We start from the raw sequence: 13,758 nt of genomic DNA on the forward strand, positions 1-13,758 counted from the left end.
GCCGTGGGGGTGGCGGATGGTGTCGGGGAGGGGTCGTCCGCAGGGGCAGTGTCCGGCGTCCGGGGCGCCGGGGTAGGGAGGGCGAGAACCATCACCAGGTGCACCGGCATCAGGCCCGTTGTCGTCTGATCCACCGCCTCCGGGCCCATTGCCATCAGAGCCGCCCTCATCAGGCCCACCATCGTCGGGTCCACCATCGTCGGGCCTACCGCTCTCCGGGACTCCGTCATCGGTGCCGTTTTCGGCCGGGGCGGGTTCGGTTGCGGTGGGTTCGGCCGGGTTGGGGGCAGGTTCGGCCGGGGTGGGTTCGGCTGTGGGGCAGTGGGGTTGTCTGCAGAGGCAGGTGAGGTGTCCGCCGCGGGTGAGGGCGATGAAGGCGTCGGATCTGCGGGTGTCGAGGGTGCGGGGGTCCTGGGGGCATACGCGTGCGGTTTCGGTGTCGAGGAGTGCGGTGAGTTCGGCGGCGTCGGCGGCGCCGAGGACGGCGGACATGCGGGCCATTCCGCGGGGTAGTGGGGTGAGTCGTACTTTTTTGGTGGTGTTCGCGGCGCGTTTACGGGCGCGGGTGTCGAAGTCGGGGTCCAGGGCGGTGATCATGCGGTCGATTTCGCGGCCGAGTCGTTCGCGGGTGAAGTGTGCGGCGGCGGCGATGATGTCGGGTTCGAGGGCGGCGAGGATCTCCGGTGCGGCACCGAGTGTGTGGTCTCGGATGGTGCGCAGGATGTCCAGGCTGATGGCGCCGTCGGTGAACAGTTCTCGGTAGCAGGTTCTGCTCCCCCACCACACGTTGAGTGCGGATTCGAGTACTCCGGGTGTGGTGGTGGTGGCGCAGGCGAGTTCGTTGATCGCCGAGGTGTGGGCGATGCGGTCGGCGTCGAGGGAGCGGGGGATCGAGTCGGTGTCGAAGCGTGCGATGCGGGAGTCGTAGAAACGTTCGAGGGCGGCGAGGTAGTCGGCGTGGGCGGCGTTGAACGCGGTGTGGGCGGCGATGGCTTCGTCGAGGCCGATGACGTCGTCGAGCAGGGTGTCCTCGTCGAGCAGGGTGTCCTCACACTCGGTCGTCGCCATGCGTCACCCCCCTGCATCCGAAGTTCGAACTGATGTTCGATTCACTGCTGGAACTGTAACCCGCCCCACCGACAAAGTCACCAATCCTGCACAGACGCACCCCTATTCGCGAAACTCGGCTCACATCCGAACCTCTTCTGGGGTTGATGAGATGCCCGAGGCGAATGATGTAGCCGCATGAACAGTGGCTCGTCAGGGAATCGTGGCTAGGGCGCCGCGGTCGAGGGGTGTGTCGCGTTGTCGAATCGCGACAGCACTGCTCGTGCGCAACGGACAACCGTTCCTCGGTCGTGGGAGACCACGTATTCGAATGTCCGCCCGAGTTCGCTGTCACCCCAACGCAAATCACGCGCGGACAATACGCAGCAGAAGAACTGGCCCAGAACGACGACGTTCCATTCCTCGACCAGCTCGTCGGAGGGATCTATGGACGAGCTGACGATGCCCGGAACCGTCACGCCGGCCATGTCGATGCCATAGATGCCGGTGTATGCAACGTTTCCGGCCATGCGCTGCCAGCGACGTTGCGTCGGAGATGCGAATTGGTGGGCGTGTTGAAAAGTGCCGAGAACCATCGTGTCGGGCCCTGCGTCCGACGCCTGCGACTCGATCTGGCAACTCATTTCGACGAGCAGACTCTTCGTGCTGACCGCGCTCGGCTGACCGGTCGACGCGATATCGAACGGCGATCGAGAATGGCACGACGGCGTACTCCATGTCGGGGAAATCAGCACATCTCGCGGACCTGCCCCGTCGACGGTGGCGGGTGGAAACAGCGCTCCGATGCCGAAGGATGCGCCCAGGGCCAGTGCCCTGGTCCGGTGCCGCTCCGAGTCGACTCCGCTGGCAACGATGACGGCGCCCGTCCTCTCTGCTTGTGCGGCGAGAACGTGCAGGGCTCGGGCGGCCGTAGTGTCCGGAGCTGCACATGTCAGCTCGGGCGCAAGAACGATGATGTCAGGTTCGATGAGGGGAAGCAGCGTCAGTGACTCTGGCCGAGTTCCTACGTCGTCGACAGCGATTCGACGGTACTGGTCCCTGGCGGTCTCCACCTTGCTGAGAATGGTCGCCGGATTGTCCACGAGAGAGCGGTCGTGGACCACGTACGTTTCGGACAGTAGGTCGATTCGGCGGGGACTCGGGCACGAGGTGGTGAGTTCGGCGGCCGGAGAATGGATGGGCGCGGGTATGTCCACGGGTGCGTTGCATCGGCAGGGTGACTCAGGTGTGGAGGCCATGCTGCATTTCGAATCTCGCAGTCATTTGTCCGCCTCTCTCGCGGTCGGAGCTACAGTGCAGCGGCGGCGAGACCGGCGATGCCTAGAAGCAGAGCGCCGAACATGAGGACGAGGACGTTTCCGCCCGCGTCGAAAGCGACCAACGCGGCAATAACGGTGCCGGATACCGCGCCGACGGCCACCCGGTGATCGAGTTTGTCGACCAGGGTACGACTACGGCCTGGACTCACGGGTGCTAGCGTCGCGTCTTCCATTGTCCTCTTCCTGCAGGCCTTGATCCATCGTGACGGATCCAGATTTCTGTCCAGCCATCCGAAGTGTCACGACTTCATAACAAGAGTAACGAATCGATAACGCCGTAGGACTGCTGATGTCTTGAATGTGTTGTGATTCAACAGTAATGCGCGTGTGGTCACCGTGGGCTTTCGACCCAACGGAATCGAATAGGCACCCTCTGTCAAGGTATGTGCATGACCGACTCCATGAAGACGGATCTGCAGAGATACCTACAGCTCGGGCGGGACGCGATTCTGTGGAAGCTGGAGGGGCTCTCGGAATACGACATGCGTAGACCGATGACGCCGACCGCTACCAACCTCCTCGGCATCGTCAAACATCTCACGGCAGTCGAACTCGGCTATTTCGCGTGGACCTTCGACAGGCCGTTTCCCGGCGTCGTGCCGTGGGCCGAGGATGGCGCCGAACTCAACTCGGACATGTGGGCGACGGCGGACGAGTCATCCGACTACGTCATCGACCTGTACCGGCAAATATGCGCGCACTCCGACGCGACGATTGCCGAGCTCCCTCTCGACGCGCAAGGCCACGTACCGCACTGGCCCGAAGATCGAGCCACCGTCACGCTTCATCGGATCATCGTTCACGTGATCGCGGACATGGACCGCCATGCGGGGCACGCAGACATCGTTCGTGAGCTGATCGACGGTTCGGTAGGACTGACCGTCGGGAACGAGAACATGGCACCCGGTGGCGAGAAGGAGTGGCTCGACTTCCGGCGAAGGGTGGAGGACGCAGCTCGTCGCTGTGCGAATTGATTACGTGAGACGTCCGGGGGCCGTGGCACACTGGCGTCCATGACCGGAATCGAGGTACCAAGCGCTGTAGTCGAACTGGCACGTTCGGTACAGAGGGTTGCCGTTCTCACCGGTGCGGGGGTGTCTGCGGAGGCTGACTGTACAAAGCCCCACCGGTGGTGAATCGTCACTTGGACGAGGAGTGTTACACCAGGTGAGGAGCAGGACATGGACGCCGACGACAGACAGGTCAAGGCCGCTATCTATGCGCGGGTATCGAGAGACCGGACCGGCACCGGCAAGAGCTTCGAGGAGCAAATAGTCGAGTGCACCCGGACGTGCGTTCAAGAAGGTTGGGACGTAGCCGAGGTTGTCACCGACGATTCGGTGAGCGCGTCGAGATATTCCACGAAAGAGCGCCCAGGCTACAAGTCGCTCGCGCAGATACTCAAGCCGGAAATGGTCCTGGTCGTGTGGGAGCTGTCCAGGGCAGGCAGGCGCACCGCCGAACATCTCGCATTGCAGGAACTATGTGAAGAGCGGAACGTCTTATTCCGCGCAGGCAGCAGAACCTACGACTTTCGAACCAGCGGTGACCGCTTTATCGGAACTGTCGAATCAGCGATAGCCGCGAAGTATTCCGACGAGACCAGAGAAAGAGTTTTGAGGGCTAAACGTGCCGATGCCGAAGCAGGCAGGCCAAACGGTGCACTCGGTTTCGGTTTCATGCAGACGGTCGACCCCGCCACGTTCGAAAAGACGTGGATACTCGATCCGACAACCGCGCCACATATTCGAGAAGCAGCGTCGGACATTCTCAACGGTAAAACGCTGTACTCGATCGTCAAAGACTGGAATAAGCGCGGGATAACGACGATCAACGGCAACGAGTGGATACCGTCGACACTCCGACAAATGCTCATGCGCCCCGCGCTCGCCGGACTACGCGAGAACCACGGACACACCACCAAAGCTGTCTGGCCACCGATCATTTCCGAATCCGAGCACCGCGCTTTGGTCGCAATATTCTTCGATCCGAACCGAGTTACACAGCGCGGCAGTCCTGTTCGGCACCTAGGGAGCGGAATTTTTCTATGCGGAGTCTGCGGTCAAACCGTGGGCGTCATGGGAGCACAACCGAAGCTACAGCGGCTATCGAGATACGCCTGCCCGGATCGTCATGTGTCCCGAAGTCAAGCCGACGTCGACGCGCACGTCACCGAGAAGCTTCTGACCGTCATCGCGGACAAGTTGGCCGATGAATACCTGATGGACCAGACCGGCGCGGCAGACGGGGGAGAGACACCGAGCGCGCACCACCTCGAAAGAGCCGCCGAGCTACAGGGGCAGATTGACGATGCCTTGACCGAGTTCGAAGCTGGCAGGTTGTCAGCGGCGTTGTTGGGCCGTATCGAAGCATCCTTGCTGCCTCAGATTGCGCAGGAGCGCCGAGCAGCCGCCGAGCGTACGTCGAATCCTTTGTTGGCGAAGCTCGCCGCAGGAGCCGAGGGAGCGTGGGAAGCCGCCGACATATTCGAGCGCCGAGAGATGGTCCGAGCTGCCGTCGTCGTGACGATTCTTCGCGCTGGTAAGGGTGGCACCCACGTGTTCGACCCGACAAAGGTGTCTGTCGTCCGACGCGACCGTTCGAATATCCAAAGACTGCGATCTGGCTCACTACCATCGAAAGCGATAAATCACCTGGTCATAGCCCATGCTCGCTCGCATGCAGGACGTCGTCGGACAGCGAGCATAGTATTCTTCGAATGATTGAAACCTGGTTCACCGCAGAGGCAATTGGTACCGAAAAGAACGGTCGGGTCCAACCGGTCGGCTACGTCCTCGCAAACACCACGGGGTCGGATGTCCAGAACGTCAAAGTCTGTTTGGGCGACGGCACCGTGGTCGAGTGCGGAGACGTGCGTGCAAGCGCGCTGGTCGGCACGACAGGCCCTCTTTCGCGCGACATCATCGAGAAGGCGACTGTCACTTGGACAACCACGGATGGAGAGGAACGCGGTCCGGGTGCGATTCGGCTCGAATAACCGCTTTTGATCGCAGATTTTGTCATCTGTCGAGTATGCGCCGGACTGTGCCTAGCGGAGGCGGTTTTCCGACGTCAGGCCGGTACCGACACGCCGTAGTGAGCATCGAAGCGATCGGTCGACAGCCGCTTTACCCTGTTTTCGCGCGAGCGCTCGACATGAGCCTGTACCGCATGTTGGTAGCAGTATTCCCCAGGAAGCCAAGGAACACTGTAGGTTCCGATTTTCCGGCACACGGGTTCCCCGATCGCTTCGTGCTTGCACCTTGCGCTTAGATTCTTGGGTCGGTCGTCAACCATTCGAATTCCTCTCGTAGAACACGACAATGCCCCTAGCCGGAGAAATTGAGCTAGGGGCATTGTCGTGTAAGCGGGTCACCACACCCGGACTAGCACACACGTTGAATTGTACTCGCGCGCAATAGAAGATGCTGGTCAGCTCGGCGTGTTGAGCGTGCAGGCAGTTCCCCCCGCAAAGGAGTACCGTGAATCTCCGTAAGCCACACCACAACTCGAACCCGCGAGAATAGTGATGCACACATATGACGATCAATCCGAAGGTAGCCCGTATTCGGGCCGCGCTGGACGACTACAGGTTCGAGGAAGCCGAAAACGCGTTTTGGGCCTCTCGTCCGATTCTGCAACATATCCATGACTTCGCTCAATCCCGCTTAGCCGCGCCATATTCAACAATGCTCGCCGTGATGCTACGTGAGGTAGCAATGATCGATCCTCGATGGGTATTGCCGCCGATTGTTGGAAGTCACGCCAGCCTCAATCTCTTCGGCATCTATGTCGGTGAATCAGGCGGCGGTAAAGGGATTTCCGAAGCAGTCGCGCGAGAGGTTCTGACTCACAACGAGATCGTGAACGCATACGAGCTACCTAATCCGACACTCGGTAGCGGTGAAGGAATTGTCGCGCAGTACATGCGGCTCACGAAGCCTACGAAAGACGCAGCCGCCGTGCCGTTCCAGTACAACGATCGTGCGCTGTTCTCTGCCGCCGAGATCGACACACTCTCCGCAGTGACAAGTCGAAGCGGCGCAACGCTATTTCCAGAACTATGCAAAGCGTTCTCCGGTGAGACCCTGGGACATTCGCATGCCGCAGCCGAAAAGGGCCTGTTGGTTCCGAGACACAAGTACCGGATGAACGTCGGTATCGGAGCGCAGCCGACACGCTCGAACGTCATCTTGCAGCAAATTGATTCAGGATTGCCGCAACGATTCGTCTGGCTACCTACCCACGACATGTATATGCCCGACCACGACGTGACGGAGCCGGAACCGTTCTATCTCAACACGCTTGCATTCGAGCTAGGACCAGAGGAAGGATTGCGCGAGTTCACCGTCGATCCCGCTATCTGCGCCGAGATTCGCGCCGCACGTAAGGCCGTCGTCCGGTCCGGTAAGGGCGGAATCGACTCACACAAGCAGTTGACAAAGCTTAAAGTCGCCGCAGCATTCGCCATTCTGGACGAGAGAAACGAAATCACGCTTGATGATTGGGCGCTGGCAGAGTATGTCATCTACCGATCAGATCGAACAAGAGAAGCAATTCAGGAGACGATCGAGAAGGCCGAGCTAGAAGAAGCGAAGTCGAAAGCCGAGAAGCGGGGCAAGGCCGAGGGGATTACGGCGAAAGCTCGGATAGAGGAAGAGCAGAGCGCGGTCACAATGCAAGCGGCCAAACTTGTGCGCCAGACGGTGGCAGGCAACGAATACACGGGGTCGGAGCTGCGAAAAAAACTCGCGATGAACGACCGTGAGCCGTATTACGACCGAGCAGTTGCGCTCGCGCTGGAACAGGGACTCTTCAAAGAGATTCCTGTGAGGAGTCAGGGCCAGGTCGGAAAACGATATGTGCGCCTGACTACCGCTCAGGAGCGGGGTGAACATGACTAGGCAGGGGTGTCAGGCGCGGTCGGAAAGCTGCGTGCGCGGTACTGAATCCGAGGTGGAGGGGTGTCAGGGGTGTCGGGGTGTCAGGGGTGTCACGACCCTGCGTGACTCTGATTCTACTAATGAATCTTTTTCTTCTTCTTTTCTATATCCCCTGGTCACGCTCCTGCCTAACTTGAAGGCTCAACAACGAATTTCAGTCGCAGGCCAAACACCCCTGACACCCCTGACACCCCGACACCCCTCGAAAGGCTTAGATCACGATGACATACACACCAGGCAAGCGAACCGCAGCCCGTCGACAGCGCATCCTCGATTGCCTCGCAGCGCAGCACGAACCGGTCAACACCGCACAGATTCGAGCGAGATTCGGATCGACAGAGCGGGCCGAGGTAACGCAATTGCTCGCTGAACTCGTAGCCGAGGGCACTGTCACGCGCACCGAGTATCAGCCGCCTATTGGACGCGGTGGCTTCAAGTACGAACTCAGCGGGAAGGTAGCACGATGACCGATTTCTACTGGGACCGCGAGACGCGAAACACCTTCCAGATAATCGCCAAGTACGCGCCAGCCGAGGGTATCTCGCGATCGGAAATTGCATCTTTCGGAGTCCGCAGGCAGAAACAAACGATTCGAGACACCACCGTTCTGCTGGCTCACGGGAAGATTCTCAACGTCAGTAAGACGGCTACGCCGAGATACGTTGCGGCCGAATCGCAGCCGTGCCCTTCGTGTGGCCGAGCATGAGCGACATTCAGCTTGCGATCCTGAGGGCACTCGCGCGCAGCGAGCCGATAGACATGCCCGAGCTTGTCGCAGAGCTTCGAAAGGAGCTTCCCGGTATCCGACTGGCCGAAGTCATTCGCGCAGTGGGAGAACTCATTTTCGCGCTTCGCATTTTGCCCTTGTCCATCGAAGCAACCGCCAGCTACGACCGACCCGGCGACCCCCACAACGACGACCACCACAACGACGACCAACTCACAATCGGCAACGTCGAGTCCACAAGCCGATTCGGGTGCAGTCGTACCGCGAGAGCCAGAACACGCGCCTACAGACGTCTCAGGGCCGTCTACAGTCACCGTCTATCAAGAGCCGAGCTACCAAGCCCCGGCTGTCGTCACGACAGAACCACCGACCGCAAAGCCAGCCGTTACGACGACCGTATGGACGGAACCAACACCGCAACCACCGTCGACCGATTGGACGTCCACCACCATCGAGCCGATGCCGACCGGTGTAGCGACCCCGGACCCGACAGTAGAGGACGTCCCATGACCGAGAGCCGCCGAGAACGTAGACAGCGCAAACAAATCGAGGAATCGAAGGAGAAGCACGTGGACATCTTGACGATGAAGCTAGGCGAAGTCTTGGCCGACGCGTACGACAATCTCGATGACGAGAGCAAGGCAAGAATGCAGGCAAACCCCGGTGTTTCGATTCGGCACGAAGGAAGGTTCGTAATCGCTAGTTGTGCTGGACTCGACTTCGCGATGATCGAACACGCTTGGCTAGTAGATGATTCGCAAACCGAGGTCGACGCAATGACTGTCGACGGCTTCGTGCCCGATACGATCCCGGATGACTTCGAATGACCGCAAGGCGACGCGACGATATGAAGAACATGCGCGGGGCGCTTCACCCGAACATCGGCTTTGTTTACGGCGAGCACTGCAAGCCTACGATTGTCCGATGCGAGTGTGGTCGACGAATACGCAGCTCTCAGGACACGTTGTGCAGCAAGTGTTCTGATATTCTGAGCGAGCAGGCCGAAGTCGATTCGATTCCTTCACCTGCCACACCGGGATAGAGCCGGGACGGATAGCGCAGGGGCGCATCTTAGTTCCACTCTTTTGCTTGGATTGCAGGGCCGCAACACACGCGAGGTAATACGGAAATCCGTTTTATCCCCGCGCCGTCCTCTCCGCACCCGAAAACTCAGGAATCACAACATGAAACAGAAGAATTATGTCGAGCGGTCTGTCTCTTTCAGATCGACCAACACCGACGAAAATGATGGGCGCACCCTCGAAGGCTACGGGGCCGTGTTCAATCAACTAACCGAGATCACCGGTTGGGAAGGTCGGTTCAAAGAGCAGATTGCACCCGGTGCATTCAAGAAAACGCTTGCCGAACGGATTCCGATCGTCCAATGGGACCACGGTCGCGATAGTCGGGTTGGCTCCGTTCCTATCGCGAGTATCGAAGAGCTGAAAGAAGATTCGCAGGGCTTGTTTATCCGCGCACGACTACACGACAACGCCGTCGTTGAACCCGTAAGGCAAGCAATCGAATCCGGTGCCGTGAGCGGCATGAGTTTCAAATTCGTCGTGTTGGCCGATATTTGGCGAGACGCCAAAGGAAAAGTAGTCGGACCCGATCGACTCGAATCCTTGATCGACACCGGCACTCTGACTCGGACGATCAAAGAAGTGAAGCTAGCCGAACTCGGTCCGGTGGCATTTCCCGCGTATGCCGGTACTTCTGTTGGTGTTCGCGACTTGAGTTCCACCCCGTACAAATTGCTTGCCGCCGAGCGGCAGCTCAAACTCCTAGGAATCTGAAATGCGACGTAATCGTAATCGCGCGCCACAGCGCACCCTTTCCCTCGAAGAGATCCGGCACGAACTCACCGAACTCGGTGACGAAGCCCGCGACTTGATCGAAGATGCCAAAACCGAACACCGGGACTTGGACGATGACGAGGACGAACGAATCGGGGAAATCTCCGACCGTCTCGCCGAACTCCGAGGACTCGAAACGAAAGCCGTCGAGAAGCAAGCACGCTTGCGCAGTCTCGTGGACGGTGGATCGTTCGAGGCTGGACACCCCGGAGCGGACCCCAACGCGTACGAAGGTAGGCACCTGCTCAGTACCAGGGGCACTTCCGACCGAGACATCGTGCTCCGCAACCTCGAAGCCGACGTCAAGCACAAGGTCATTACCGAGGCCGAGGCTGGCACCGTCGAAAGCCTCATGCGCGGCGACGAAGGCAGTACGGCAACCCGGTACGCGAAGATTGCTGGCGATCCTCTCTACCGCAGCGCCTTCACGAAGCTGTACCGAGATCCGGTCAACGGTCACCGGGAATTCACCGGCCCCGAGGTCGAAGCGTTCCGGGCAGCGCAGGCACTCTCCCGCGCGATGAACGAGGGCACCGGTTCTCAGGGTGGCTACCTTGTTCCGCTCTCGCTCGATCCGCATATCATCTTGACCAGTGGTGGCAGCGTGAACCCGATTCGGGCGATTGCGAAGAACGTCACGATCACCGGTCAAGCATGGCGGGGTGTCAGTTCTGCCGGTGTCACTGCCGAGTGGACTCCCGAAGCGCAGGAAATGGCCGACGCATCACCTACGATCGCCAACCCGGTTATCCCGGTGCACAAGGCCGATGCGTTCATTCCGTTTTCGTGGGAAGTCGAACAGGATTCGTCGGCGTTGCTCGATGAGCTTCGGACCTTGCTTGTCGACGGGATCGAACAGCTCACCGCGACGGCGTTCGCAACGGGTACTGGCACCAATCAGCCGAGGGGCGTAATAACCGCTCTCGTCGCCGCTGGCGCTCCGTACATCGTCACGCCGGGTGTTGCCGAGACGTTGGCCGCGTCGGACGTGTACGCGTTGCAAGGTGCGCTCCCGAGCCGGTTTCAGCCGAACGCACAGTGGACGGGCAACCTCTCGACTATCGGGCGTGTCAGGCAGTTCGAGACCGCCAATGGCGCAACGGTCTTCCCCGAGCTTGCCAACGGCGTTCTGCTCGGCCGCAAGTTCAACGAGATGAGCACTCTCGACGGATTCGATCCCGCTGTGACCGATACGACGAACGTCGTGCTGATCTACGGGGACTGGTCGAATTACGTTGTGGTCAACCGGATCGGTACGACTTTGGAGATCATTCCGCAGTTGTTCGGTGCGAACCGTAGGCCTACCGGTCAGCGCGGCGCAGTGATGTACACACGAATTGGTGGGGACGTTGTGAACAACAACGGGTTCCGCGCTCTCAACATCGCTACCACCGCGTAACATAGGACTTGGTGTACCCGCGCACCAGCAAGCTCCGAACTGACAATTGGCGTTGGGCGGTTCGGACGTCGGTACTCGTGTTCATTCCACTTGCACCGACACACGATAAAGGCTCGATCATCAGGGTTTTGGGACTCGTCATCCCATCCTTTACCTGGTGGTCGAGCCGTTTTCGTGCCCTCAGTGTGTCCCAGTGGGATAAACGAGACCTCGTTTACATGACACAGCATTGCGAGCTAAATAACAAATGTTATTTAGCGAAGGAAAGTTCCGGTATTTTCCGTTTGGAAAATATCTAGGTGTCCCAGTGAGATCTAGGCGCAGTCTTCGGTGACGACAGGAAAGCGTGGGTTGCCGCCGCAGTCGGGTTGTCGGAGCAGGAGATTGCGGATACGCTCGGTGTGCATGTGCAAACCGTGAAGGCAGATAAAGTACAAAATCATACTTTATCCCCAGATGGCCCGCCTACCCCGTCGCCGACTCGTGAGGACAGCTTGGGACGAAAACGACCGACGACGTACAAGAAAGATCCGAAACCTGTTGCGCAAGAAGAGAAGTCGGAGTCGGGTCGGAGTTCGCTCGTACCAGTTGGGACAGGTGTCCAAGACCGGACAGTTGACCGACGAGAGCAGGGGCCGTCAATTGCAGGCCGCTCAGATCAACGCAGGCGCACGAATTCGGCAGGGCTGGTATGAATGCCTACCCCGGTATGGCTACGCGCACGATACACACCACAGCCCACGGTCCCTCACCACCAACCGATGAATGCTGTTGTGAATGTCAATCGTTGAACAAGTGTCAACAACATGATGTTGTCCTTCGTTCGTTGTGTGTTACCTATGTATCTGTTGCACAACATGATTCGTTACACAACACACGACTGTGACTGACTGCACTGACTGACTGACTGCACTGACTGCACTGCTGTGTGTCCTATGCATACGTTGCTCATTGCACACTGATATGACACACCTTGAATAGAACACTTACTCATTCATATTGAATTCACATTCTTTGCTTTGTTGCATTCGCTGTCGTCTGCCGTGAATGCACGCTTAATCCGTGTCAAGCACAGCGCGTGTTCTACCGAATGAATGTCGTCAGTCCGAATTGACTGCACGCGAATTGCAACACCTCTATTCACCGATTGCATTACCACCTTGAATTACACGTTCTGCCTTTGTTGTATTCGCGTTGAATTACACGTTCCTAATCGCGTTCGTGCACCCCTACGTAGGCCGAGGGTAGGTTGTGTGGGTTAGGTGGTTAGGACGGTGGGGGGGAATGCATAACCCGATTACTTAAGGGGTCAAGCGACCCCGGAGTCGCGCCGTTTTCTCTCTAAGTGTAAAAATTCCGGCTGGTCAGGGCGTAAAACGCCTGGTCAGAGGCTTGCAAAGACGTTACCGGCGAGTAACTTGGAGCATCCGCCACCAGCGCAACGGAATGCGGACGTACCGTGAAGGTAATTAGCACATGAAAAGACCTCGATAAACGTTTATCCCGATTAATTCGAGAGTTTATTGAGGTCTTTTGCTATGCGAATTAAATGACTGGAATCTCCGATGCCGCGAGAATCATCTGAGCGCGTGCCATGCCGACGAGTCCTGCCGAATTCGCTGACGGGTGTGTGACGTAGCTCTCGGCGCACCCTTTCAGATCTTCCAGTGAGTGTTCGCATTCTCGAATTGCGCTGAGTAAGTTGGTGATTGCGACGATATTCGTGTCCATGATTCCTCCGATTGACCGGTGCCTGTTATAGATGTCGGATGAGTCCGGGATTCCCACATTTCGTGACGCTCAGACCGGTCTGTGGTCGAATTTCGATCCAGCCGATCTGGCGAGTCCCGAGGGCTGGGCGCGCGACAGCGATCTGGTGTGGGGCTGGTACCAATGGCGAGCCCAGTTGGTTCGACGGTCGAATCCCAACGCAGGTCATCTTGCGCTCACGGCATGGCAGCAGCGCGTCCACCTCGACATTGCCACGCAGAACGTCGACGACTTGCACGAACGGGCCGGGTCGACGGTATTCGCGCACGTGCACGGCAGCCTGTTCGATCCGAGGTGTTCGGAGTGCGGACTGCATTCTCGACCGGAGCTGGAGCCGCTCGACGAGCTCACCGACCGGGTGCCACCGCCGCCGTGTCCCGACTGCGGTGGACCGATGCGTCCCGGTGCAGTCTGGTTCGGCGAGCCACTTCCGGAAACCGAATGGACTGCGGCGGTCGATGCTGTCGAATCCGCCGAACTCGTGTTGGTGGTCGGCACGTCTGGCGTCGTCTTTCCGTTTGCTGGACTTCCTGCGATGGCTCGGAGTACCGGCGCCACAGTGGTCGAGATCAACCCCGTGGAAACAGAGATCTCCGACATGGCCGACTACCGCTGGCGCACCACTGCGGCGATCGGACTTCCAGCGCTCGTCGATTCACTCAGGTAGAGAGTGTTC

14 protein-coding genes are annotated in these 13,758 nt (G+C 58.9%); 10 read left to right on the top strand and 4 right to left on the bottom strand.

Annotation, left to right across the window (positions count from 1 at the left end; genetic code table 11):
• From A2J03_RS10570 to A2J03_RS10580, 3 genes are all read right to left on the bottom strand, one after another.
• Positions 1-1,068 (bottom strand): DUF222 domain-containing protein (locus A2J03_RS10570; protein WP_156520311.1); only part of this gene is annotated, 1,068 nt, incomplete at its 3' end.
• Positions 1,069-1,274: 206 nt separating this feature from the next.
• On the bottom strand, positions 1,275-2,264 hold the full coding sequence (locus A2J03_RS10575) for a DICT sensory domain-containing protein (RefSeq protein ID WP_231912482.1): 990 nt from the start codon (positions 2,262-2,264) through the stop codon (positions 1,275-1,277).
• A gap of 92 nt (positions 2,265-2,356) precedes the next feature.
• Positions 2,357-2,536, bottom strand: a complete 180-nt coding sequence (locus A2J03_RS10580; protein ID WP_156520312.1) for a hypothetical protein — start codon at positions 2,534-2,536, stop codon at positions 2,357-2,359.
• 240 nt (positions 2,537-2,776) lie between these two features.
• Between A2J03_RS10580 and A2J03_RS10585 the strand changes: the two genes are divergently transcribed.
• The 9 genes from A2J03_RS10585 (at position 2,777) to A2J03_RS10625 (ending at position 11,312) form a co-directional block, all read left to right on the top strand.
• Complete coding sequence (locus A2J03_RS10585; protein ID WP_068373168.1) at positions 2,777-3,361, top strand: DinB family protein; 585 nt, start codon at positions 2,777-2,779, stop codon at positions 3,359-3,361.
• 207 nt (positions 3,362-3,568) lie between these two features.
• A complete protein-coding gene (locus A2J03_RS10590) occupies positions 3,569-5,110 on the top strand; it encodes a recombinase family protein (protein WP_068373171.1) in 1,542 nt (513 codons plus the stop codon).
• A complete protein-coding gene (locus A2J03_RS10595) occupies positions 5,107-5,385 on the top strand; it encodes a hypothetical protein (RefSeq protein WP_068373174.1) in 279 nt (92 codons plus the stop codon). The genes A2J03_RS10590 and A2J03_RS10595 overlap by 4 nt, the downstream gene beginning before the upstream one ends.
• Before the next feature lie 541 nt (positions 5,386-5,926).
• Positions 5,927-7,291 (top strand): hypothetical protein, encoded by a 1,365-nt coding sequence (locus A2J03_RS10600; RefSeq protein WP_068373177.1) that lies wholly within the window; start codon positions 5,927-5,929, stop codon positions 7,289-7,291.
• Between the two features lie 260 nt (positions 7,292-7,551).
• A complete protein-coding gene (locus tag A2J03_RS10605; RefSeq protein ID WP_068373180.1) occupies positions 7,552-7,797 on the top strand; it encodes a helix-turn-helix domain-containing protein in 246 nt (81 codons plus the stop codon).
• Positions 7,794-8,036, top strand: a complete 243-nt coding sequence (locus tag A2J03_RS10610) for a hypothetical protein (RefSeq protein WP_068373183.1) — start codon at positions 7,794-7,796, stop codon at positions 8,034-8,036. Before A2J03_RS10605 ends, A2J03_RS10610 begins: the two co-directional genes overlap by 4 nt.
• A gap of 527 nt (positions 8,037-8,563) precedes the next feature.
• A complete protein-coding gene (locus A2J03_RS31005; protein ID WP_197480706.1) occupies positions 8,564-8,884 on the top strand; it encodes a hypothetical protein in 321 nt (106 codons plus the stop codon).
• Between the two features lie 357 nt (positions 8,885-9,241).
• Entirely contained in the window at positions 9,242-9,853 is a 612-nt protein-coding gene (locus tag A2J03_RS10620; RefSeq protein ID WP_068373189.1) for an HK97 family phage prohead protease, read from the top strand.
• A 1-nt stretch (position 9,854) separates the two neighbouring features.
• Positions 9,855-11,312, top strand: coding sequence for a phage major capsid protein (locus A2J03_RS10625; RefSeq protein ID WP_068373192.1), 1,458 nt, complete (start codon positions 9,855-9,857; stop codon positions 11,310-11,312).
• 1,545 nt (positions 11,313-12,857) lie between these two features.
• Here the strand turns inward: A2J03_RS10625 and A2J03_RS10630 are convergent.
• Positions 12,858-13,043, bottom strand: a complete 186-nt coding sequence (locus tag A2J03_RS10630; RefSeq protein ID WP_156520313.1) for a hypothetical protein — start codon at positions 13,041-13,043, stop codon at positions 12,858-12,860.
• A gap of 31 nt (positions 13,044-13,074) precedes the next feature.
• Here A2J03_RS10630 and A2J03_RS10635 point away from each other — a divergent pair, with 31 nt between their 5' ends.
• On the top strand, positions 13,075-13,749 hold the full coding sequence (locus A2J03_RS10635) for an SIR2 family NAD-dependent protein deacylase (RefSeq protein ID WP_068373198.1): 675 nt from the start codon (positions 13,075-13,077) through the stop codon (positions 13,747-13,749).
• Positions 13,750-13,758: the final 9 nt, after the last annotated feature.

Origin of the sequence: Rhodococcus sp. EPR-157 (genome assembly GCF_001647195.1) — a bacterium.
In the GTDB taxonomy this organism is placed as follows: Bacteria; Actinomycetota; Actinomycetes; order Mycobacteriales; family Mycobacteriaceae; genus Rhodococcoides.